General features: G+C 73.8%; 12 protein-coding genes. 8 read left to right on the top strand and 4 right to left on the bottom strand.

The window, feature by feature from the left end; all coding sequences use genetic code 11:
- Positions 1–91: 91 nt before the first annotated feature.
- Positions 92–832 (bottom strand): SAM-dependent methyltransferase, encoded by a 741-nt coding sequence (locus ACIOC1_RS26540; RefSeq protein ID WP_401856574.1) that lies wholly within the window; start codon positions 830–832, stop codon positions 92–94.
- 159 nt (positions 833–991) lie between these two features.
- Between ACIOC1_RS26540 and ACIOC1_RS26535 the strand changes: the two genes are divergently transcribed.
- Positions 992–2,557: a PP2C family protein-serine/threonine phosphatase gene (locus ACIOC1_RS26535; RefSeq protein WP_401856567.1), complete on the top strand. Its 1,566-nt coding sequence runs from the start codon at positions 992–994 to the stop codon at positions 2,555–2,557.
- 226 nt (positions 2,558–2,783) lie between these two features.
- The gene (locus ACIOC1_RS26530; protein ID WP_401856573.1) at positions 2,784–2,945 is read left to right on the top strand and encodes a hypothetical protein; all 162 of its coding nucleotides are present in this window, start codon (positions 2,784–2,786) and stop codon (positions 2,943–2,945) included.
- Positions 2,946–3,059: 114 nt separating this feature from the next.
- Here ACIOC1_RS26530 and ACIOC1_RS26525 read toward each other — a convergent pair whose 3' ends face one another.
- Entirely contained in the window at positions 3,060–3,815 is a 756-nt protein-coding gene (locus ACIOC1_RS26525; protein WP_401856566.1) for an SDR family oxidoreductase, read from the bottom strand.
- Positions 3,816–4,008: 193 nt separating this feature from the next.
- Here ACIOC1_RS26525 and ACIOC1_RS26520 point away from each other — a divergent pair, with 193 nt between their 5' ends.
- From ACIOC1_RS26520 to ACIOC1_RS26505, 4 genes are all read left to right on the top strand, one after another.
- A complete protein-coding gene (locus ACIOC1_RS26520; protein ID WP_355341518.1) occupies positions 4,009–4,854 on the top strand; it encodes a helix-turn-helix transcriptional regulator in 846 nt (281 codons plus the stop codon).
- 302 nt (positions 4,855–5,156) lie between these two features.
- Complete coding sequence (locus tag ACIOC1_RS26515) at positions 5,157–5,756, top strand: sigma-70 family RNA polymerase sigma factor (RefSeq protein ID WP_401308476.1); 600 nt, start codon at positions 5,157–5,159, stop codon at positions 5,754–5,756.
- Positions 5,753–7,177 carry a hypothetical protein gene (locus ACIOC1_RS26510; RefSeq protein WP_401856565.1) on the top strand — a complete coding sequence of 475 codons (1,425 nt, stop codon included), beginning with the start codon at positions 5,753–5,755 and terminating at the stop codon, positions 7,175–7,177. The genes ACIOC1_RS26515 and ACIOC1_RS26510 overlap by 4 nt, the downstream gene beginning before the upstream one ends.
- Before the next feature lie 58 nt (positions 7,178–7,235).
- Complete coding sequence (locus ACIOC1_RS26505; RefSeq protein ID WP_401856564.1) at positions 7,236–12,023, top strand: FtsK/SpoIIIE domain-containing protein; 4,788 nt, start codon at positions 7,236–7,238, stop codon at positions 12,021–12,023.
- A gap of 61 nt (positions 12,024–12,084) precedes the next feature.
- On the opposite strand, the gene ACIOC1_RS26500 is transcribed toward ACIOC1_RS26505, so the two are convergent.
- Positions 12,085–12,393: a WXG100 family type VII secretion target gene (locus ACIOC1_RS26500; protein WP_188282265.1), complete on the bottom strand. Its 309-nt coding sequence runs from the start codon at positions 12,391–12,393 to the stop codon at positions 12,085–12,087.
- Between the two features lie 55 nt (positions 12,394–12,448).
- Positions 12,449–13,351, bottom strand: coding sequence for a hypothetical protein (locus ACIOC1_RS26495; protein ID WP_401856563.1), 903 nt, complete (start codon positions 13,349–13,351; stop codon positions 12,449–12,451).
- Between the two features lie 208 nt (positions 13,352–13,559).
- Between ACIOC1_RS26495 and ACIOC1_RS26490 the strand changes: the two genes are divergently transcribed.
- Entirely contained in the window at positions 13,560–21,452 is a 7,893-nt protein-coding gene (locus ACIOC1_RS26490) for a putative T7SS-secreted protein (protein WP_401856562.1), read from the top strand.
- Entirely contained in the window at positions 21,449–24,139 is a 2,691-nt protein-coding gene (locus ACIOC1_RS26485; RefSeq protein WP_401856561.1) for a right-handed parallel beta-helix repeat-containing protein, read from the top strand. The genes ACIOC1_RS26490 and ACIOC1_RS26485 overlap by 4 nt, the downstream gene beginning before the upstream one ends.
- The last annotated feature ends 31 nt before the right edge of the window (positions 24,140–24,170 follow it).

Here is a 24,170-nt window from a genome sequence, read left to right as displayed (position 1 = left end):
TCCTCCACACCTACAACCACCACCGCACCCACACCGCACTCGGCGGCCAGCCACCCATCACCCGCGTCAACAACCCTCCAGGTCAATACACCTAGCCGCTCTTGCGGCCCACGCCCGCGTAGACCCAGAACTCCGAGGGATTGTCCGGGATTTCGTCGGCCGGATCGGGGCGCCACAGCGGGACGTAGACCAGTCCCGGCGGGACCAGGTCGAAGCCGGTGAAGAGCGCGGCGATCTGGTCGTGGGAGCGGGCGGTGACCGGAGTGGTGGCCTTCGACCGGTAGAGCTGGCCGACGGCGGCGGCGGTGCCGGGGCGGTCCTGGTCGGTCGCGTGGCTCAGCGCGAGCCAGCTCCCCTCGGGCAGCCCGTCGCGGTAGGCGGCGACCAGTCCCTCGGGGTCCTCCGCGTGCGTGATGAAGTGCAGAATCGTGATCATCAGGACGGCGACCGGCTGGTTGAAGTCGATCAGCTTCCGTAGCTGCGGCGAGTTCAGTACGTCGTCGGGCCGCCGGATGTCCGCGCTCACGATGTCGGCGTCCGGATTGTCCGCGAGCAGCGACGCGCTGTGCGCGACGGCCACCGGATCGTTGTCCACGTAGATCACCCGCGTGCCCGGCGCGATCGACTGCGCGACCTCGTGGACGTTGCCCTGCGTGGGGATGCCGGAGCCCAGATCGACGAACTGCCGGACGCCCGCGTCGACCAGATAGCGCACCGCCCGGCCCAGGAAGGCCCGGTTCGCCCGCGCCAGCGCCCGCACCTGCGGGTCGATGGCGGTGAAAGCGGCCAACGCCTCCCGGTCTATGGCGAAATTGTGCTCCCCGCCGAGCATCGCGTCGTAAATCCGCGCCACGCTCGCCTTGGCCGGATCCACGCCCTCCGGGACATCTTTGCGTCCGCTCACCACAAGTCCCTTTCGACGGCCGCGTCTTGAACGGTCATCATAGAATCCTGGTGACGGGGCGCTGCGGGGTGCGTACGTCTCCACCGGGTGGTTTCGGCCGCCCGCCGCAACGGCTCGGCGGAAGGCACGACCCTGCGACACGAAGCGCACGAACAGCCCGAGGACAGCGCCCTCGAGGACGCGCCGGGTGCCGCTTCCGCGTTCCGCGAGAAGCCGCCGCCCCCGCGCCGCGGGCGGCTGGCGGTCGGTCCAGCGGCCGATGTCATCGGTTCCGCGCTCGATCTGCATATGACCGGAAACCATGTCGTCCACGCGATGGCGCCCGGATTCTGCGACGCCGCCTCCGTCTATCTGCTGGAGCGCTGGCTCGTCGACGAGAGCGCGGGGACGTCCGCCGATCCGCCGCAGATCGAGGCCAGACGGCTCGCGCTGCGGATGGGCGCGGCGGCGGCCGAGAGCACCGAAGGCGTCCTGCCGATCGACGAGGTGCTGGTCTTCCCGCGCCAGACCCCGTACGCCCGCGCGCTCGCCACCGGCCACGCCCAACTGCTCGACGCGGTCGACACCCACACCTTCGACCGGCTCGCCGCCTCCGGACGCGGCGACGCCCGCATCCACGACCTGTTACGCACCGCGTCCTTCCTCGTGGTCCCCATACGCCTCCAGAGCGCCGTGATCGGCTTCATCGCCTGCACCCGCGGCCCGCACCTGCCGCCGTTCGGCCTGGAGGACATGGCGGGCGTCGAGTCGCTGGCCGCGCGGGCCGGGGTCGCCCTGGACAACGCCCGCCGATACGAGCACGAGCGCCGTACCGCGCTGGCCATCCGCAGGAGCATGCTGCCCGACACCGACCGGACCTTCGAGGGCTGCCGCGTCGCCCACGACTACCGGCCCGCGGGCCCGCACGACATCATCGGCGGCGACTGGTTCGACGTCCTGCCCAGGCCCGGCGGCCGGGTCGGCCTGATCGTCGGCGACGCCATGGGACACGGCCCGGAAGCCGCCGTCGCGATGATCCAACTGCGCACCGCAGCACGGACATTGGCCGCGCTGGACACCGATCCGCGTGAACTGCTGCACCGGCTCGACGCCCTCGCCGCCGACACCCCCGACGCCTCCTTCGCCACCTGTGTGTACGCCGAGTGGGACGCGGAACAGCACACCTGCACCGTCGTCGGCGCGGGCCACCCGCCGCCGCTGATCCGCGCACCGGGCGAGGCCGCCCGCCCCGTCCCGCTCGGCGCCGGACTGCCGCTGGGGCTCAGCGCCTGGAGCGCCGAGCCCTCGGTGCTGGAGATCCACCAGCCCACGCTCCTGCTGCTCTACAGCGACGGCCTGATCGAGAGCCGCCGCTCCGACATCGACGCCGGTATCGCCCGGCTCGCCCGCTCCCTCGACCACGGCATAGGCGAACGGGCGCCGGGCGGCCCGGCCATCGGTGCCGACGGTGCGGACCGCGCCCCAACCGGCCCCGGTACGGGTCCCGTTGGCGGCGCCACCGCCCGCGCCGCCGCCGAGGCCGCCGCACTGGCCGAAGTCGACGTCGGCCAGGAGCAGTTGCAGTCCCTCTGCGACACCCTCCTCCGCGACCCGCCCGCCGACGCCACCACGGACGACCGCACGGTCCTGCTGGCAGCGCTGACACCGGGATAGGCCGCGGGCGCGCTTGTCGTGAGGGGCGTCCGCCTGACGGTGCCTGGCGCGCGGCCGGATTCCGTGAGGCGCTTCCGGCGGTCGTGCCAGCGGGCTGACACGGCGGGCTGACACGGCGGCCTGACACCGGGAAAGGCGCGCGGGCGCGTGCTTTGCGCGAAGCGCCCGGTGGCGCCCGGCGCGCCGTCGCGCACCGGCAGGTGGCTCCACGGCCCCGCTCGGCCAGATCGCCACGGGACCGACGGCCGACGCGAGCCACGTCCGCTGCGCCGACTTCGACGGCGACGGGAAGACCGACTCCATCCTGATCGGCGCGGGCGGCGAGGTCTCGGCGTGGCTGAACCGCGGCGGCGACGGCCGCGTCGCCTCGGGCCCGGTCATCGGCTGACCGCGCGCCCGAGGCCGTACGGCCGTGTGTGTGTACGCGCGGCCTCACGCGACGGCCCTGGTCGCCGGGGCCCGACGCGTACGGCCGCGCGCGACGCCCGCTCGAAGGGGCCGGTCAGACGATGCCGCCGTTGGCGCGGACGACCTGGCCGTTGACCCAGTGACCGGCCGGGGAGGCGAGGAAGGCGACGACCTCGGCGATATCGGCGGGGGTGCCGAGCCGCTCCAGCGGGGGCTGGGCGGCCAGGCGGGCGACGGTCTCCTCGTCCTTGCCGTCGAGGAACAGGTCGGTCGCGGTGGGGCCTGGCGCCACCGCGTTGACGGTGACGTCCCGGCCGCGCAGCTCGCGGGCGAGGATCAGCGTCACCGCCTCGACCGCGCCCTTGCTGGCGGCGTAACCGGCGTATCCGGGGAAGGACAGGCCCAGCACGGACGTGGAGAAGGTGACCACGGCGCCGCCGGGGCGCACCCTGCGGGCGGCCTGCTGGGCGACGACGAAGGTGCCGCGGATGTTCGTGCGGTGCATCGCGTCCAGCTCGGCCAGGTCCAGCTCGGCCACGGTCGACAGCGCCATGCGCCCGGCGGCGTGCACGACGACGTCGACACCGCCGTACGCGGACTCGGCGGCGTCGAAGAGCGCCGCGGCGGCCGTCTCGTCGGCGATGTCGGCCTGGACGGCGAGCGCCTGGCCGCCGGCCGCGGTCACCTCCTCGACGGCGTCCTCGGCCAGGCCGCGGTTGCCCGCGTAGCCGATCACCACGGCGTGGCCGTCGGCGGCCAGCCGGGTCACCACCTGGCGGCCGATACCGCGTGAGCCGCCGGTGACGACGGCGACGCGCGGCCGGGCGGCGGTTTCGGGGGTGGTCGTCATGGGGGGCTCCTGTACGGAAACGGGGGCGGTCGGGCGGCCGGACCGCCCCGGCGTTCGTACGTCCTGCCGGGGGCCGGTCCGCTTCCCACTGTCGGCCGCTTCCACGCGGTCAGCCAGGGCTGAGCCCACCCAGGGGTTGCCGTCCCCTGGCTGCGGCCTGGCCCCGCCGGGCGCGGCGAGTGACGATGGAGGGGTGAATCTTCCCGAGCTGGCGGCGTTCCTGAAGACCCGGCGCGACCGGATACGGCCGGACGCCGTGGGGCTGCCCGCCGGGCCGCGACGGCGGGTGCCGGGGCTGCGCCGCGAGGAGGTCGCCCAGCTCGCCGGGCTCTCCGCGGACTACTACACCGAGCTGGAGCGGGGCCGCGGCGCCCAGCCCTCGGCCCAGACGCTGGCCGCGCTGGCCAGGGCGCTGCGGCTGACCACGGACGAGCGCGACCACCTGTTCCACCTCGCCGAGCGGCCCGTGCCCCCCTCCGCGCACGGCTCGGCCGCCCCCGTACAGCCCGCGCTGCTGGGCCTGCTCGACCGGCTGACCACCACCCCCGCCCAGGTCATCTCGGACCTGCACGAGACGCTGGCGCAGAACGAGCCGGCCGCCGCGCTCCTCGGCCGTCCACCCGCCGTACGCGGCCCCGCCCGCAGCTTCGTCTTCCGCTGGTTCACCGATCCGCGGGCGCGCGGGATCTACCCGCCCGAGGACCACCCGCACCACTCGCGGGTCTTCGTCTCCGACCTCCAGGCGGTCGCGGGCCAGCGCGGCCGGGACACCGAGGTCGCGCGGATGGTCGCCCATCTGCGGCGTGAGAGCGCCGAATTCGCCGCTCTGTGGGACGCCCACGACGTCGCCTTCCGCCGCACCGACCACAAGCGGATCGTCCATCCGTCGCTGGGCGTCATCGAGTTGGACTGCCACTGCCTGTTCAGCGAGGACGGCCGGCAGCGGCTGCTCTGGTTCAGCGCCGCCCCCGGCACCGAGGGCGCGGAGCAACTGGAGCTCCTCTCGGTCATCGGCACGCAGGACATGACGGCGCGGTAGGGCGGGACGCGGCAGAGCGCGGGGTGCGAGGCACGGCAGGGCGCGGCAGGACGTGGGGCGCGGCAGGGCGCGCGGACGCCCTCGGCACGGCGGCGGCGTCCCCTTCGCACGGACCGCACGGGTCTCGGCTGCCCGCGAACTCCTCCCAGCTCAGAGGGCGTTCGGCGGGCCGCTAGCGCCGGGGCAGCTGATTCGCATGGGAGTCATGTGGTTGTTGCGCGGTGTTCATCGGGGGTTCTCGGACGGTGACGACCGGCCGCCTACTGTGATCGGGAGAGCTGGCAGGCAGAAAGGGAACTGTGGTGAAACCGACACAGGATCTTCCTGACGCACTGTCAGGCGGTGAGGTCTCCGGCGAGGCGGGCGGCTTAACCGGCCCTTCCGTCGCGGGCGGTGAACTGGCCGCCGCCCGGCTGCGCGGCGAACGCGAGGCGCTACTGCGGTACGTGGCCAAGCTGCTCGCCCCCGACCTGCGGCACGCCGAGGACGTCGTGCAGGAGACCCTGCTGCGGGCGTGGCTGAGGGCCGATCAACTGGACTGGCAGGAGAGGCCGATCAGGCCCTGGCTGTTCAGGATCGCGCACAATCTGGCCGTCGACACCTGGCGCAAGGACCGCGCGATACCCGTCGGCAGCGCGGCGGACGTCCGCCCCGACACCGCCGACTGGGACGACCTCGCCGACCGCGTGGTGGACCGGCGGTGGCTGCAACAGGCCATGCGGCGACTGCCCTACGCGCACCACGAGGTACTGGTGCACGTGCATATCTACGGACGCGGCAGCGAAGAGGTCGCCGACGTCCTCGGGATACCCCGCGGGACCGTCAAGTCCCGTACCCACCACGCGATCCGCTCGCTGCGCCGCGAGCTGGGTGTGCTGGAGAACGAGGAGACGGCCGCATGACCCGTCCGCAACCGGCCGTCGTCGAGCTGGCGGGCGGGCCCCTCCAGGTGTTCACCGACCACCGGGGCGCCATCTGCACGGTGCTGGGCGTCCTCGGCCTGGTCATCGCCGTGCTGGTCCTCACCAACCGGTCGGTCCGCCGGATCGGCGGATGGCGCGTGGTGCGCCGCTGGGTGCGCCGCGAGAGCCGCCTCACCGCGAACGCCTTCGCCGCGCCGCTGCGCGGGTGGGTCCGCTACCGGCGGCAACTCCGGCTGCTGGGACGCCTGTTGGACGACCCCGGCGTCTGGCGGACCGGGGAGCGCGCGCTGCGCGCCGCCCACGCCGCCGCCCCCGACCGCTGCCGCCCGTACGGCGTGCTGGTCGGCGACGGCGCCGACGCCGGTCTCGTCGGGGTCCTCGTCGCGGGCCGGGACGTCCCCCAACCGCCGCCGCCGTGGGTCGCCGACGACCGCGACCCGCGCGTGTGGTGGAGCGCGTACGAGGAGTGGCACGACCTCCAACCCGCCGGACTCGTGGGCCGGTTGGCCCTCGGGGACGGCGCCGGCTGGGAGCAGGGGCCGGTCGCACCGCCCGTACTGATCGCTGCCGTCGGCGTCGAGGGGGACCGCGCGGTCTTCCTCGACCTCGCCTCGGGCGCGCCGGTCACCTCGCTGGACGGTGACGAACGCGTCGCGCGCCCGCTCGTCCACGCGCTCGCCGCCCAGCTCGACCGGCGGCTGCCGCCCGGCGCCGTCACCGTCGCCGACGGCGTGCACCCCCGGCACGCGGGGCCGCCCGTCGCCCAGGCGCTGCGCGACGCCGCCCGGTGGAGCGACACCCACGAAGGCCCCGCCTTCGTGGTCTGCCAGGGCCCGCTCCCCGACGCCGCCGCCGACCTCGCGGGCGCCGCGGGACCGCGCGTGCTGGCGTACGGAAGGACGCACGGCCGCGCCCGGCTGCTGGACGTGGACCGCGACGGACTGCTCACCGTGCACGGCACACCGCTGCGGGTCCGGGCGACATCCGTGCCGCGCGCGGTGGCCGCCGCGATCGGGTCGCTGCCGCCGTACGAACCGCCGCCGCTGGCCGCGCCCGTCCGCGCCCCGGCACCGCACGCGCACGTCGAACGGGCCGAGGAGCCGGGCACGGTGGGCGTCTCCGCGGTATCCGCCGCGAGCGCGCCGTCCACAGAATTCGCGCGGGGCGTCGGCCACGCCCAGGTGACGCCCCGTCAACGCAGCGGTGGCGGAGCCGAGTCGGGCCCGATCGGCGTCTCGGCGTCGGCCGCCGCCGGGCCCGGATCCGGCGCGACCCCGCCGGGGGGACGCGCCCGCACCGGACCCGCCGCCGGTGAGTCCGCGGGCGGAGCTGGGACACCCGACGCCGAGTCCGTGGGCTCGGGAGCCGTGACCACCGCGCCCGCCCCGCGCGGCGACTGACCGCCGACCGACCGTTGACCGCCGCCCCCGGCCGCCCCCACCACCCCGGTTGGACATCGTGAAGCTGACTCTCACCACCGTCGACGCCGTCGGCACCACCGCGGGCGCCGTGCACCGCGACCACCTGCTGGAACTCCCCGACGGCTGCACCGTGGGCGACCTGGCCGAGGCGCTGCGCGTCCGGGCCGACGGCACACCCGCCACCGCGGGCCGCCCCGGCGCGCCCGCGGCGGACCCGGCACGCCCCGACGGCCCGGCGGACCCCGACGCGGGCCCCGCCCTCCACCTCGGCGCCGCACCGCTCGCCCCCGAGGCCCCGATCCGCGACAGCGGCATCCGCGAGGGCAGCGTCCTCGGCGTCGGCGGCACCCCGCCCGACCCCGACCCGCTCGCGGGCCGCGTCCAGCCCGCGCCCGGCGAACCCGTGCTCGCCGAGGTGCACAGCGTCTCGGGCCCCGGCGCGGGCCGCAGTTGGCAGCTCGCGCAGGGCAGTTACGAGATCGGCACGGACGCCCGCTGCGCGATCCGGGTCCGCGGCGCCGACGCGCCCGAGTACGGGCTGTGGGTGACGATCGCCGCGGACGGCAGCGCGTACTGGCACCGCGAGCGCGCCGAGGACCGGATCGACGGCGGCTCCGTACGGCTCTGCGTCCCCGTCCCGCCCTCCGACGTCGACCCGCTGACCGGCACCGCGCCCGACCGGACCACACCCGAGGAGCGGATGGACGCGGCGCGCGCCGTGGACGAGGCGGAGAAGGCGGCGCGGGCCGCGCGGAAGGCGGCCAGGAAGGCGGCGCGCGGACCGGCCGCCGACCCCCGTACCGTCGCGGCCCGTACGCCCGCGCAGGCCGACACCACCGCCCGCCGTGAGGCCGACCACCGCACCGCGTGGCCGGTGGACGTCGACCTCGCCGTCGGCACGACGCTGCTGCGCATGGTCGCCCCCGTGGAGGCGGACGCCGCGGTCGCCGACTCCGCCGACGGCATCGGCGTCGACTTCAACCGGCCGCCGCGCATCGCGCCGCACCTGGACGCCGAGTCGCTGCGCCTGCCGTCCCCGCCGGGACAGCGCGTCCGCGTGCCGTTCCCGCTGCTGATGATGTTCGCGCCGGTCGTGCTCGGCCTGGTCATGGTCGGCATCTTCCACTCGTACTTCTACCTGGTGTTCATCCTCTTCACGCCGCTGATGGCCATCTCCAACTGGGTGATGGGCCGCCGCAACAACCACAAGACGCACGTGGAGTCGCGCCGCCGCTACCGGGCCCGGCGCCGCGTGGTGGAGCGGGAGATCCGCGCGGCCGTCGTACGCGAGCGCCGGGTGCGCTGCGACACCGGACCCGACCCGGCGGCCCTCGGCCTGATCGCCACCGGACCCGGCAGCCGGCTGTGGGAACGCCGCCGCCGCGACCCCGACCACCTCGTGCTGCGGGTCGGCACCGTCGACATGCCGTCGGTGAAGGCGATCGAGGACCCGGCGCAGGACGAGAACCACCGCACCGTGCGCTGGAATCTGCCCGACATCCCGATCGGCGTGGAGATCACCGAACTCGGCGTCGTCGGCGTCGCGGGCACCGCCGCGCCCGTCCAGGCGCTGGCCCGCTGGTGCGTGGCCCAGTCCGCGGTCCTGCACAGTCCGCGCGACCTGCGGATCGTCGTGCTCACCGAGCCGTCCCGCGCGCAGGAGTGGGGCTGGGTGCGATGGCTGCCGCACCTGCGGCCGTACTCGCCCAACGGCCCGGTCGTGGCCATCGGCAACGACCCGGAGAGCGTCGCCAACCGCGTCTCGGAACTGGTCTCGCAGATCCAGGCACGGCAGCGGGCGCTCGGCTCGTCCATCGGACGCGCGATGTTCACCGCGCCCGACATCCTCGTGATCGCCGACAGCGCACGGCAGTTGCGCGACGTGCCGGGCATGGTGCAGATCCTCACCGAGGGTCCGCCGGTCCGCGTCTTCAGCCTCTGCCTCGACGAGCAGGAACGGCTGCTGCCCGAGGAGTGCGGCGCGGTCGTCACCGTCTCCGGCACCGGTCTGACGGTCCGCAGGACCGGACTGCCCGAAGTCACCGGCGTACGGCCCGACCTGGTCGCCTCCGCCTGGTGCGAGCGGGTGGCCAGGGCGCTCGCGCCGCTGCGCGACGTCAGCCCGGACAACGACAGCGGACTGCCCGACGAGGTGCGGCTGCTGGACCTGCTCGGCCAGGAACCGCCGGACGCGCGGGCGCTGGTGGACCGCTGGACCAGGCGCCCGGCGACCACCACCTTCGTACTGGGCACCGGATACGACGGGCCGATGTCGCTGGACCTGGTACGCGACGGGCCGCACGGCCTGGTCGCCGGGACCACCGGATCCGGCAAGTCCGAACTCCTCCAGTCCTTCGTCGCCTCCCTCGCCGCGGGCAACCGCCCCGACGAACTCACCTTCGTACTGGTCGACTACAAGGGCGGCAGCGCCTTCCGCGAGTGCGCCAACCTGCCGCACACCCTCGGCATGGTCACCGATCTCGACGCGCACCTCGTCCAGCGCGCCCTGGACTCGCTCGCCGCCGAACTGCGGCGCAGGGAACGGATCCTGGCCGAGCACGACGCCAAGGACCACCCCGAGTACCGGGCCAAGCGCGCCGCCGCCGCTGCCTCCGCCACCGGCCCGCAACTCCCGCCGCTGCCGAGGCTGTTGCTGGTCATCGACGAATTCGCCACGCTGGTGCGCGAGGTGCCGGATTTTGTCACCGGGCTGATCAGCATCGCCCAGCGCGGCCGGTCGCTCGGCATCCACCTCATCCTCGCCACGCAGCGCCCGGCGGGCGCGGTCACCGCGGACATCAAGGCCAACACCAACCTGCGGATCGCGCTGCGCGTCACCGACATGGTCGAGAGCCAGGACATCATCGACACCGGCGACGCCGTGCACATCTCGCCGAGCACCCCGGGACGCGCGCTGGTCCGCTACGGACACCGCTCGGCCGTCCCGTTCCAGTCCGCGTGGGTCGGCGCGGAACGCCCCGCCGAGGAGAGCGAGGACCCGGACGGCCGGCCGCGCCCCGCGCTCGCCCGCCCCAAGGTCCACGCCGCGGAACTGTCCTGGACCCGGCTCGGCCGCCCCGCCGCCCCGCCCGCGGGCGACGACGACACCCCGCAGGAGCAGGGGCCGCTCGCGCCCACCGACCTCCAGGTGCTGGTGGCGGCGGTGCGCGAGGCCGCCGACCTGCTCGACGACTACGAGCCGCAGCCCAGCCCGTGGCTGCCCGCACTGGAGCCGAAGGTGCTGCTGGAGGAGCTGCCCGCGGTCGAACGCCCCGGCGCCACCGGCCTGAAGACGCTCCCGCCGCCGTTCCCGTACGCCCTGGAGGACATCCCGCAGCTCCAGGAACGCCGGGTCGCCACCGTGGACCTGGCCACCTTCGGGCACCTCTACGTGATCGGCGCCCCGCGCTCGGGCCGCACCCAGGCGCTGCGCACCATCGCGGGCTCCGCCGCGCGCACCGCCCGCCTCAGCGACCTGCACATCTACGGGATCGACGCGGCGGGCGGCGGACTGGCCGCCGTGGCCGCGCTGCCGCACTGCGGAGCCGTGGTGTCCCGGCACGACTTCGAGCACCTGGAACGCCTTCTCGGCCGCTTGGTAAGGGAGTTGACCGAACGTCAGGAGGCGTGCTCGGCGCGGAGCTGTTCCGGGCTCAACGAACTGCGCGACCTGCTGCCGGAGGCGGAACGGCCCGCGCACATCCTGCTGCTCGTGGACGGCTGGGACGCGCTGTCCCCGCTGATCGACGACTACGACAACGGGCGGCTGCTCGGCGACATCACCCGCCTGCTGCGCGAGGGCGCGGCCGCGGGCATCCACGTCGTCGCCACCTCGGAACGCTCCCTGATCGCGGGCCGGATCGCCGCCCACAACGACCACAAGCTGCTGCTGCGGCAGGCCGACCGCAGCGACTACAACCTCATCGGCATGCTGCCCAGCCAGGTCCCCGCGTCCGTCCCCGACGGCCGCGGCTGGCACATCGTCAGCCGCACCGAGACGCAGATCGCGCTCCTCGACGCCGACGACAGCGGCCAGGGCCAGGTCGAGGCGCTGCGCGGGATCGGCGCCGCGGCCACCCGGCGCGCGGTGAACGTCCCCGACGACCGGCGCCCGTTCCCGGTCGCCCCGCTGCCCGCGGTGGCCGACTTCTCCGAGGTCTACGAGAAGGTGCCCGCCAATCTGCGCCGCCCGATGTGGGGCCTGCTGGGCGTCGGCGGCGACGGCGCGGGCGCGGTCGGCGTGGACTTCGCGCAGGGCGCGCCGTCCTTCCTCGTCGCCGGGCCGCCCGGCTCCGGGCGCAGCAACACCCTTGCCTGCCTGGCCGTTTCGCTGCTCGCGGGCGGCACCTCGCTGGTGGTGCTGACCCCGCGCGAGTCGCCGCTGCGGGCGCTCGCCCGGCACCCGCAGGTCCGGCTGCTGACCGAGCCCGACCCGTCCGCCGACGCCGTGCGCGAGGCGCTGGACGCGATGGCGGGACCGCGTGTGGTCATCGTGGACGACGCCGACCTGGTCGCGATGGGCGGCGCGGAGAAGATCCTCAAGGACATCGTGGTCTCCGGAAGGGAACGCGGCATCGGCCTGCTCGCCGCCGGTCCCGCCGACTCCCTCTCGCTGGGCCTGGGCAGTTGGCTCACCGCGGCCAAGCGGTCCCGGCGCGGCCTGGTCCTCGCCCCGCGCAACATGTCCGACGGCGACCTGATCGGCGCCCGGCTGTCCATCAGCGCCGTACGGTCGCACGCCCGCGCGGGCCGCGCCTGGACCTCGGGCCCCGGCGGCACGGCGCTCACCGTGCAGGTCCCGGTCACCACGCTCAAGACGTCCTGAAACGCACAAGCGCCGGGCTCCCGTACCAACGGGAAGCCCGGCGCGGGTGCGTGACGGACCGTCAGCCGTTGGCGGCGTCGCGGATCTTCTTCGCCAGGTCGGCGTCGTTGTCCGCCATCGACTGCTTGATGCCGCGGAACTGCTCCGCGAAGTCCTTGATGCCCTTCACCGCGAGCAGCAGGCTGGAGTTGAACTTCTCGTACGACTCCTTCAGCGCCGCGCTGGACTGCTCGAAGACCATGCCGTCGTCCAGCAGGTTGTTCACGTCGGTGCGGAGCTGGTTGAGCATCGGGACGATGTTCTCGTTGGCGGTGTCCAGCTTGGACGAAGTGGTCTCGATCTTCTCGTAGTCGAGGGAGATGTTGGGCATCGCGGGTGTGCTCCTCGCGGGTTGACGGGCCGGGCTGACGGGCAGGTTGACGGCGCTAGTAGCCGATGTAGTCGTAACTGGGGTCGGGTTCTTCCTCGCTGTCCACCACGCCGTCGCCGTCCTCGTCGCCGACGAGCTTCCACTCCGCGCCCGCCCCGGTGCGCGTGTAGTCGCTCTCCTTGCCGTCACCGTCGGTGACGGCCATGGTGCCGCTGCCGTCCTCGTTGATGTGGACGTCGGAGTGCGCCTTGCTGCCGTCGGCGTAGACGGTGTCCGTGATGTACGACCGGTGGTCGTCCTGGTACGTGGTGGTCGAGGTGTACGTCTGACCCGCGCCGGTGGTGACGGTGGTCTTCTCCGTGACGACGTTGTAGTCGTCGTCCAGGGTCAGTTGGGTGTGTACGGTGCCGCCGTCCGCGGTGGTCAGCGTCTTGTCGGTGGGCGGCGCGCCGGGGTCGGTGGGCTCGGGCCCCGGGTCGGACGCCGAGCAGTACGCCGGGGCGGTCTCGCCCGGCGCGACCTCGCAGGAGTCCGGATTCGCCTGGTACTGCTCCCACAGGTCGTGGTCCTTGACCCACTGGTCGTGGCCCAGCCACGCCTTGTGCTTGGCGACCCAGTCGCTCAGGCCCATGTCGGCGCTCATGATGCCCGCGCCCTCGGCGATCTGCGCGTCCATGTTGAAGAAGCCGTCGGCCACCGCCCCGAAGGTGTCCCCGAGTTGCCGCAGGTCGTCCTCGGCCTTCTCCATCGGGTGCTTGGAGCGGTAGTACAGCGTGCTGAAGGCGGCGGTGAGCTGGGCGTCGCCGAACACGTCCTGCGCGTCGCCCGAGTCGTCGTTGCCGAGCGTGGCGTAGTCGCTGTCCTTGAGCGTCGGCCCGATCTTGTCGGCCAGCTCGTGCAGGTCGTTGCGGGCGGTGTGCAGAACGGTGTAGTCGAGCGCGAAGTCGACCAATGCCATCTCCTCCTTACGGGTGTCGGGCGCCGGGGCCGCCGGGGTCACCGGAACCAGCCGGTCCGACATGTTCACGTACCAGCGGTCCCCGCGGTTCACCCAGGTCCGGGACGTGGGTCAGGGACTTCCCGCAGTGAACCGCCGGGGCTCCTCGTACGTGAGACATGCGGCAGAACTTCGCGGCACACGGCGGTACGGCAGGAGAGGACCCGGAATGCCACGCCCCACGGACTGGGACGCGCTCGGTGTGAGCGGCGACCCCACGCCCGGCGACCCGGTGCGGATCCACACCGTGGCGACCTCGATCGGCGACCTGGGCAGGACCGCCCGGGAGATCGACACCGCGATGGAGACGGTCCTCAACAAGACCGGGCCTGAGGCGTTCTCGGGCGAGACCGCCGAGGCGCTGCGGGACCAGATCAGCGGGCGGCTGCGCGGCTTCGTACAGAGCATCGCCGAGGCGTTCGAGTGGTCGAGCACCGCTCTGACCACGTACGCGGACGCCATGTCGACCGCGCAGAGCAAGGCGGACGCGGCGCTCGACCAGGGGCGCGGGCTGGCCAAGGACGACCCGAATCTGGAGACGCTGGCGAGCACCGCGCGCGACGCGGGTCAGACGCAGAAGGACGCGGCGAGCGCCGCCACCACCACGCTGCGCAAGGCGTCGGGCAACATCAAGTCGCCGGTGTCCGGCTGCGCGGAGTTCTGGGAGATCTTCCAGTGGATCGCCATCGCGCTGATCCTGCCCGCGCTGATCTTCGGCGGTCCGATCGCGCTGGTCGCGATGGCGGTCAACCTCACCATCTTCATCAAGACCGCGGTGGACTTCGCGCAGGGCAAGGTCGGCGCGCTCGACCTGTTCCTGTCCGCGCTCGGCATGATCGCGCCCACCACCCGCGCCGTGCCGATCTTCTCGCTGATCGCGAAGGGCTTCAAACTCGGCTGGCAGGCCATCAAGGCGGGCGGCATCGCTACCCTGACCTTCCTCAAGGACATGATGACCGGCATCGCCAGGCCGTTCGTCGCGCTGCCCTCGTTCAGTGAACTCGCCCACCTGACCGGGAGCTGGACCAAGGCGGGCGGGCTGTGGCTGTCGGGCGTCGGCAAGGGCCTCGGCCAACTCGGCGCCAACGCCTTCAAGGTCGGCTCGCTCACCGTCCTCACCGGCATCAAGGGAATTCCCGCCTTCTTCAAGGGAGTTCCGGAATTCGTCACCAACTTCGGCAAGGGCAGCGCGACGTTCTTCAAGAACGAGTTCGGCGGCGCGAAGTGGCTGCGGGTGTTCCTGCCCGCCGAGGGCGACGAGATCGGGAAGTTCGGCGTCTTCGGCGCCATGAAGATCGCGCTCGTCGACCGCGGTGTGTTCGGCAAGTTCAAGTACGGCGCGGCGGACATCGTACGGCCCGGCGTGCAGGCCGTCGGCAGCGGCGTCAGCCACCTGCCGACGCCGGAGTTCAGCGGCGCGGGCCACTCGGCGCCCGGCCTGTTCATCCCCGACCCGCCCAAGCTCAGCCTCGACCTCGGGCCCAAGTTCAGCGACTCGATCACCTTCAGCTTCCAGGCGATCATGGGCAAGGACGCGCTGCTTGACACCCCGATCACCGAACTGTCCTCGATGCACCTGGGCGAGTGGGCGAACGTCACGCACACCCCGACCGGCATCACCTTCGACGTCGGCGCAGGGGTGCACGCGCTGCCGCCGCCCGCCGCCGCGATCCTGGCTCCGCCGCCGCCGATCCACATCTCCACCACCGGCATCAACACCGCGGGCATCGGCGCGACCGGCGTGCACGCCCAGGTCGGCGCGCCCTCCTTCCACGTGCCGGGCATCGGCGCCAACGCCGTCCCCAGCCACATCGTCACGCAGGCCACCGACCTGGTCGTGCCGCCGCAGACCGTGGTCTCCTCGATCGGGGTCCCGCACATCACCCCGGCGGCCGTCGTGACCACCCCGCCCGCCGGGACCGTGCACGCCTTCACCCCGACCACCCCGGTGACCAGCGCCCATCTGACGAACCCGGCCGCGGCGATCGCCACCCCGCCGCCCGCCTCGGCCGTCAACGTCAACGTCAACGTCAACGTCAACGTCAACGTCAACGTGAGCGTGGCGGGCGCGGTCTCGATGCCGCCGCCCGCCGCCACCGCCGGTTTCGCCCACACGGTGCCCGCCCCAGCCCTGCCGCACCTGGCCACCAACGGCGCGGTGAACTTCCACGCGGCGACCGTGCCGGTCACCGGGCACGTCCCCGCGACCTTCACCGGCGGCGTCACCCACGTGGTCACCGACATCCACACCGGCGGCTCCTTCAACGCGCTCGACTTGCTGCACACCCCGAACCCGGTCGCCGTGCACGCCTTGGCGCCGACCCCCAACGCGCTCATCACCGGCACCGCCGCGAACATCGCCAACAGCCACACGATGGCGACGCTCGCCCAGCACATCTCGGTGGACCTCGGCCCGGTCCACACCGTCGGGCACACCGCGAGCGACCTCACCCCGCCGCCGACCACCGCGCTGACCGCGACCCCGCCGCCCGCCGCCGTCGCCGCAGTTCCGCCGCCCGCGAGCGTCACCCACATGCCGCCGCCCGCCGCCGTCGCCGCGGTCCCGCCGTCCGCCGCGGTCACGCACATGCCGCCGCCCGTGGCCGTCACCCACATGCCGGGTACGCCCGCGGTGACCACCTTCGACCTCGGCGGTACGGGCGCGGGGGCGGGCAAGGGCAAGGGGCCCGAAGTCCTCACGGCCAACGGCAGCGGAAGCGGCGCGGCGGGCGTGGACCTCCCGCCCGCGCACCGCTTCGACGCCGCGATGGACCTGCTCGACAACGGCTCACTCGGCCGCCCCTCGCCGCTGCCGCACCCCGCGTCCGGACACGGCACAGCTGGCCACGGCGCTTCGGGCCGCGGGGTTTCGGGCCACGGCGCGGACGGCCCGGCCTTCGCCGGCACCGCCGTGCCGGGACTCGGCGACAAGGCGTTCGCGGGCGCCCCTGCGCGTTTCCCCGAACCGGCCCACGTCCCCGAACCGGCCCACGTCCCCGAACCGGCCCCCGTTCCCGCACCGGCGCCCGTGCCCGCCGCGACCCCGCACACGACCGGCGACGTACGGCTCGGCGGACCGCCGCCGCGGCTGACCGCCAAGGAACTGGACCGGGCGTGGTCGGCCGACAGCGAGCGGATCGGCGCGCTGTTCGGCCCGGCGACCGACCCGTCACGGCCGCTGCGTTTCGACGCCTGGGGCGACTTCGTCCTGGCACGCCACGACCTCGGCCGCCTCGAACAGCACCTGGACGACCTGCGCGCGATGCCCGGCGGACCCTCCAGCGGCGAGTCCCGCGCGGTCACCGAGATCAAGACCCAACTGGCCGCCGCCCAGCAGCAGTTCAACGTCGCGGTACGCGGCCTGCGCGAGCACGGCATCAACCCGGCCGCGATGGACCAGCACATCACCGACCTCAACCTCCAGTCGCTGCGCGAGCGGCCCCGGCTCCTCGGCGGCGCGGTGCCGCCGCCCGTCATCCGGGTCGAGGGCGCCGAAGGCGGGCGTCTCATCGAGGAGTCGGTGCCGCTGAGCGGCCCGACCGGCCTGCCGCACGGCCTCAGCGTCAGCATCGGCTACCACGTCAACGGCGTGGACATCAGGCTCCTCGACGGCGCGGGCAACGACCTCACCGCCACCACCCACCAGGTCGTCCAGGTCAACGGCGGCGGACTGTCCGTCCACGACGTGAACACCGGCATCCGGCAGACCTTCGACTCGCACGGATCGCTGCGCGCCGAGACCGTCCCGCTGCGCGGCCCGCAGGCCCCGCTCGGCACCGGCATCTCCGTCACCTTCGACCCGACGGGCGCGGCCACCCACCACCTGGTCACCGGCGGCGCCGTGGACGCGGGCGCCACCGTCACCCGGCTGCCCGTACCCGGCGACGGCTTCCGCGTCGACCGCGCCGCGACACCCGGCACGTCCGCCGCGTACCAGCTCTTCGACTCCGGCGGCCTGCACCTCGCGGACGGCCACGGGCTCCACACTGCCACCGGAGCCCCGCACTTCGTGGAATTCCCGGCGCTCGGCCGGGGCGGCGGCGCACAGCTCCTCGACGCCAACGGCGCGCCCGTGCACGGCTTCACGCCGGTCCGCGAGACCGACGCGACCGGCGCCACCGTCGCCGTGCGGATCGACCGCAACGGCGCGGACGGCGCCTTCGTCCGCCACGACATCACTGGCGGGCAGGCCGTGGAGACCGGTACGCCGCTGCGGCTGCCCGGCGGCGCGGCGGACGGGCGGCTCGTGGTGCGCCCGGTGGGCGGCGGCGCCCCGCACATCGAACTGCCCGGCGGCGTCAGGCCCGGCGGCGTCCAGGTCTTCGACCACGCGGGAGGCGGCCTGCGCGTCGAACGGCCCGGCGGCGCGGGACAGGCCATGACGTACCAGCGCTTCGGCCCCGACCACGTGCTGGCCGGGGACGGCCGCCAACTCCTGGGCGCGGACGGCCGACCGAGCGGCGCCGTGGACTTCCCCGTCGGCGGCGGCGCGGCCGGGCACCTTGACGGCGCGTGGCAGCCGGTGCCGCACCACGCGGTACGCGTCGACCTCGACCCGGCCACCGGCAACCCCGCCACGATCCGCGTCACCGACACCGGCCGCGGCGACTACTGGACGCACGACCACGCGGGCGGCCACCTCGGCGACCACGCCGTGATGCTGCACGGCCCCGGCGGCGCGCCCCTGCACGAATTCGGCGTCACCCGCTATCCGGCGCCCGGCACCATGGGCGCCGCCCAGCGGCTCGCGATCGACGCCAACGGCGTACCGCTGCCGCACTTCGCGCCGCACGGCGACGGCTGGCGCGTCACGGACCGCACGGCGGGCGTGCGCGGCGGCGAGTACCGGCAGTTCGGCGCGGACGGCGGCATCCACCAGCAGGCGATCAACGTCACGCGCGACGGCGTCCGCGTGCCGGGACAGCGGTTCGTCCTCACCTTCACGCCGAACGCGAAGACCTGGCAGCTCATGGACACCGTCGCGGACGCCCCCTTCACGGGCGCCGGGCGCGGCCTGCTGCACTCCGGGACGGTCGACGTGGCCACCGACGCGGGCCACGTCAAGCTGGTCGCCAAGCCCGGCAAGAGCGCCGTGGAGGTCTTCGAACGCCGGCCGCTGGCGACCGGCGGCTTCCTCGACTCCCTCCGCCGTACCGACGCGAGCGGCTTCGGCAGGCTCTCCGGCCAGAACACCCGCTGGACGCACACCGACAACGCGGGCAACGTCACCAACTGGGGCCTGCGCAATGTCGGAACGCTGGACGGCAAGGCGTGGCGGGGCATCGACCACCACGGCACCCTGGTCCACGAGTTCCGCACCGGCATCGACGGCGGCGGCGTCCTCGGCGTCCGTGACGGCGCGGGCGACTGGTCGTGGGTGCGCTACGACGCCCACCACCGGCCGGTGCTCGGCGGCAGGCGCACGATGGACGCCGACGGCGGCTGGACCGACCGTCTGCGGCTCGGCGGCGACGACATCGTCGTGCAGCGCCAGTGGGGCCCCGCGCACCTGCCGCAGTCCCACGCCAACCACTACCGCGAGGCCGTGCTCGACCCGGCCAACGGGCACCTGCCCAAGACGGTCACCATCGACCCCAACGGGGCCAATTCCACCAGGCAGTTGTGGAAGGAGCAGTCGGAGCACGGCAAGCCGGCCGGAGCCCTGGAGAAGCTGCCGGACAACCAACTCCTGGAAGTCCGGCGCTGGTCCGAGCAGCGCCCGCCGCAGTGGGTCCGCAAGCATCTCATCGGCATCGGCGACGCCGTGTGGGACACGCACGGCTTCCTCAAGGGCGACACCCGCTTCCAGATGTCGAAGTGGACCAGGACGGATCTGGCGACCGCCGCCGAGACCCACGGCTTCCGCTTCACCGCCATGAACGACAATGTGCTGGACATCGCGGCGGACGGCACCTTGACGCGCGGCACGTTCAAGCTGGACCACGGCAACACCCTCACCGTCGGCGACTCCGTCACGCTGCCCGCGGGCGTCGCCCCCGTCGCCCACCGGATGCCGTGGACCGAGGGGGCGGGGAAGCTCTCCGGCTACCGGATCGAGACGCCCGGCGCGCCCGGCGGCCGGATCTGGGAGGACCACTTCAAGGTCGACCACAACGGGGCCTTCACCGGCGGCGACTGGTACGGCGCGGACGCCGCCCCGACCCGGGTGGCGCGCGCGGGCTACGCGGACGGCACCGTCGTGGAGTTCCAGCCGGTCCCCGCGGCCGGGACCGTCCTGGACGGCGGCCCGGGCGTGCGGGCGGCCGCCTTCGAGGGCAACGGCGGCCCGGCCCTGACCAAGAACGTGCACGGCGCGCCCATCGGCGACGTACGGACCTGGCCCGGCGCCGATCTGCGGCCCGGCCACGGACACGGCCCGACGACCGTCACCACCACCGCGCCGCGCTCCCGGCACTGGGACTGGTCGGGCTACAACGGCCGGACCGACACCCGCCATTGGGCCTGGGACGGACTTGACGGCGCGGGCAACCGCTCCACCGGATTCACCGAGTTCGGCCGCGGCTTCAACGGCGCCACACCGTTCGACGACTCCTTCCGCGCGTATCTCCGCACCGACAACGGCCCGGTGGCGATCCGCGGCCGGGACATGCTCGGCGGCGGCGAGCACGTGGACTCCTGGCGCGTCACCAACCCCGACGGCAGCCACCAGTGGCGCTGGGCGAAGTACGACGCGTTCGGCAACGCCGTGGACTTCCACGGCGCCGGCACCCGTCAGTGGTGGAATCCGCGGGCGGGCGGCGGGGCCGGCGCGTACGTGGACGACTGGTTCACCGGCGCCCGGTCCTTCCGCGACCGGGTCGACCTCGGCGGCGGCGCCGCGCCGATCACCGTCCGCGAGGTGCCCACCACCAGCACCACGGGACGCGTGCGCGAGTACCTGCCCGACGGCGCCCGCCTCGGCCCTGGCGCCCCCAACCCCGTGAACTTGAACGTCTGGAAGGAGTTCGACCACAACGCGGCCGTCGTGGAGAGCAAGGTCGTCGGCACCAACCAGATCCTGACCACCGACGCCTGGCGCGGCCAGTGGGTACGGCACGACGGCAACGGCGTCATCCACGCCCAGGGCTCCGACAGCGGCTACATCTTCGAGGCGGACACCTTCGGACGCCTCCAACTCACCGGACGCGGCGTCGACTTCCGCGGCCCGGCGGCCGAACTGCGCGGCTGGGGACGGCGGCTGCGCGAGCCCAACCGCATGCAGTGGAAGACCGACCTCAGCGGCCTGGACATCTCCCGGATCGGCGACGGCCTCTACCAGCCGCAGTGGAAGCTGGTCATGGAGAAGGCCGCCATCGAACTCTTCCAGGAATTCGTCCTGGAGTTCACCGCGAATCTCGCCGTCAACGCGATCGTCGCGGACATCCAGAACAGGCCGTTCTCCGGGAAGGACGCGCTCAAGGCGTTCGCGAACGCGAGCGTCAGCGCGGGCATCAAGACCGCCGTCGGCAGCCTCGTCCACGACAACAAGATCAGCGGGTTGCAGCGCACCGGCGACTGGCGCAACGGCCTGGCCAACACCGACAGCGGAAAGCCCTGGTACCGCAAGCCGATGAACCACGACAAGCACTGGTCCAACGAGTGGGCGGGCAACGAGGCGCCCACCCGCTGGCGCGGCGGCATGTACGACTTCGGCTACAACGCGGGCACCTCCACGCTCGCCGCGTGGGTCAACGGCAGCATGAACGCCTCGGTGTTCGGCATCACCGACGCCAATGGCGACACCGTCTACCTCAGCGGCGGAGCCGCGGCCCTGGACGGTCTGATCAACGCCGTCTCCGGCATGACCGGCGCGGTCAGCGTCGGCGCCATGAAGAACCTGTTCATCATGGGCGGCGGCAGCCGGCTCTTCCATCGGCAGGGCTTCGCCGAGTTCTTCCTCCAGTTCGGCTGGAAGCTCCCCGAGAAGGTCTTCACCTCCCAGCTCACCAACTGGTACCGCGCCGGCATCAACCCCTGGTGGTACCAGGGCGGTTACGGCGACACCGGCACCGCCGAGACCGGCACCGGCACCGCCGACACCAGCGGGGAGCCGCAGCCGTGACCACCGAGCGTACGACCGCCCACACCGTCCACGTCGCCGCCAAGGGACGCGGCGCCCACCGTACGATCGCCGCCGCCGTACGCGCCGCCCGGCCCGGCGCGACCGTCCTGGTGGAGCCCGGCGAGTACCGGGAGTCGCTGACCGTGGACCGGCCGGTGGTGCTGCGCGCCGAACACGGCGCGGGCAGCGTCACGCTGTACCCGGCGGCCGAGGGAACGCCCGCGCTGACCGTGGCCGACGCGCACTGCGCGGTCCACGGATTCACCCTGTGCGGCGCCGGCCCCGGAGAGGCGGCGGTCCGGGTGACCGACGGTTCGACGCTGGCGCTGCACGACTGCGTGGTCCTCGGCGGCCGGGTCGAGGTGACGGGCATGGACGCCGACGACGGCTCCCAAGGGATGCACGGAACAGGGGAGTTGGCTGTCCCCGACCCCGACGGCCTGGACTTCGACGCCGACCCCGACCCCGATCTGGCCCCGACCCGCGAACGGGGACCCGCGCTGCTCCTGCTGCGCTGCCGGATCGCGGGCGCGGTCGGCGCGGGTCTGCACCTGTCGGGCACCGCTCGCGCCCGCGCCGACGACCTGCGGATCGAGGCCGTCGACGGCACCGCGGTCGTCCTGTCCGGCACCGCCCGGCTCTCCGCCGAGCGGCTGCGCGTACGCGACTGCACCGGCACGGGCCTGCGGATCCGGGGCCGGGCCGCCGCCGCACTGGTGGACTGCGCGCTGGAAGGGACCGGCGGCAGCGGAGTGCTCGTCGAGGACGAGGCGGCGCTCGTCGCGGGCGACACCCGCGTCACCGGCGCGGGCGCGGTCGGCATCCGCCTCACCGGCTCCGCCACCGCCGAGATCGCCGACTGCCGGATCACCGGCTCCGTCACCAGCGGTCTCGTCGCCCAGGACGCCGCGCGGCTGGCCGCCACCGGCTGCGCGGTCACCGACTCCCGCGCCAACGGCCTGCTGGTCCTCGGCGCCGCCACGGCCCGCCTCGCCGACTGCGCGATCTCCGGCACCGGCTACAGCGCCGTCCACCTCGCCGACGCCGCCCAAGCCGCCCTGCTCGACTGCCGGATACGCGACAGCGCCGAGCACGGCCTGCACGCCGTCGGCACCGCGCACGCCGACCTCACCGAATGCGGCCTGTCCCGTATCGCCATGACCGGCCTGCACACCGCGCAGACCGCGACCCTCACCGCCCGCGGCTGCCGCCTCACCGACACCGCGACCGGAGTGCACGCCGTCTCCGCCGCGGGCACCGAGTTGGAGCACTGCACAGTGCTGCGCGCCGCGAAGACCGGTGTCGAGGTCGGCGCGGGCGGCGGCGTACGGCTCTCCCACGTGCGGGTCGTCGCCGCGGGAGCGGCCGGGATCGTGGTCGACTCCGGCGGCACCGCGCGGGTCGACGGCGGCTCCGTCGAAAGCAGCGCCGGCTCCGCGATCGTCGTGTGGACCGGCGCGTTCCCCGAGGTCAGCGGGGTCTTCATCGACGCGCCCGCGAAGAACGGCATCTACCTCGCCGAGGACGCGGGCGGCACCTTCACCTCCTGCGAGGTCGCGGGCGCGGGCTTCCCCGCCCTCCACGTGGCACGCGGCGCCGCCCCGGTCTTCCGCCGCTGCCGGGTCCGCGACTGCGCCGAGGATCTGGGCCAGGACGAGGGAGCGCGGCCCGCCTTCGAGGACTGCGTCTCCTACGACGTACGGCGGCCGACGATTCCGCAGCTCGGCGGGGGAGCGGCGGGCCGGGCCGCGGGCCTGCCCGCGTCGCCGTCCGGGACGGCCCCGCCCGGCGTACCCGGTGACGACGGACCGGACCCGGACGCGCCGGAGGAGGATCTGGACGACCTGCTCGCCGAACTCCACTCGCTGGTCGGCCTCGACGGCGTCAAGGGCGATGTCGGCTCCCTGGTCAAGCTGATGCGGACGGTACGGCGACGGCAGGAGGCCGGGCTGCCCGCGCCGCCGCTCAGCCGCCACCTGGTCTTCGCGGGCAACCCCGGCACCGGCAAGACCACCGTCGCCCGGCTCTACGGCCGTCTGCTCAAGGCGCTCGGCCTGCTGCGCCGCGGCCACCTGATCGAGGTCGACCGCAGCGCGCTGGTCGGCGAGTACGTCGGCCACACCGGGCCGCGTACCACCGCCGCCTTCCAACAGGCCCTGGGCGGCGTGCTGTTCATCGACGAGGCGTACGCGCTGTCGCCGCTGCACAGCGGCAACGACTTCGGCACCGAGGCCGTCTCGACGCTCGTCAAGCTCATGGAGGACCACCGCGACGACATCGTGGTGATCGCCGCGGGCTACCCCACCGAGATGGACCGCTTCGTCTCCTCCAACCCCGGCCTGTCCTCCCGCTTCAGCCGCACCCTGCACTTCGTGGACTACGACGCGGCGGAACTCGTCTCGATCGTGGAGCACCAGGCGGCCGAGCACCGTTACGAACTCACCGAGAAGGCCCGCGCGGAACTGGGCGGCTTCTTCGACCGGATGCCGCGCGGCGAGGGCTTCGGCAACGGCCGCTCCGCGCGCCAGGTGTTCCAGGAGATGACGGAACGTCAGGCGCAACGCGTCGCGGAACTGGCCGATCCGCGTGCCGAGGACCTGGTCGCCCTCGAAGCCGACGACTTGCCGCCGCAATCCGTGGCCCTGCCCGCGGCACCCGCCGTCGCCCGCCCCGTCCTCAGACTCTGAGGAGACGCGCCGAGGCCCCGGCCCCGAGCGA

The sequence above is a fragment of the Streptomyces sp. NPDC088197 genome (assembly GCF_044741185.1).
Lineage (GTDB): Bacteria > Actinomycetota > Actinomycetes > Streptomycetales > Streptomycetaceae > Actinacidiphila.
This window is presented reverse-complemented; position numbering and strand designations above follow the sequence as displayed.

What these genes read in the sequence shown, in the direction of transcription:
- ACIOC1_RS26500 (WP_188282265.1), bottom strand. Translation starts at nt 12,393, where the DNA reads ATGCCCAACATCTCCCTCGACTACGAGAAGATCGAGACCACTTCGTCC.
- ACIOC1_RS26490 (WP_401856562.1), top strand. Translation starts at nt 13,560, where the DNA reads ATGCCACGCCCCACGGACTGGGACGCGCTCGGTGTGAGCGGCGACCCC.
- ACIOC1_RS26525 (WP_401856566.1), bottom strand. Translation starts at nt 3,815, where the DNA reads ATGACGACCACCCCCGAAACCGCCGCCCGGCCGCGCGTCGCCGTCGTC.
- ACIOC1_RS26495 (WP_401856563.1), bottom strand. Translation starts at nt 13,351, where the DNA reads ATGGCATTGGTCGACTTCGCGCTCGACTACACCGTTCTGCACACCGCC.
- ACIOC1_RS26540 (WP_401856574.1), bottom strand. Translation starts at nt 832, where the DNA reads ATGCTCGGCGGGGAGCACAATTTCGCCATAGACCGGGAGGCGTTGGCC.
- ACIOC1_RS26510 (WP_401856565.1), top strand. Translation starts at nt 5,753, where the DNA reads ATGACCCGTCCGCAACCGGCCGTCGTCGAGCTGGCGGGCGGGCCCCTC.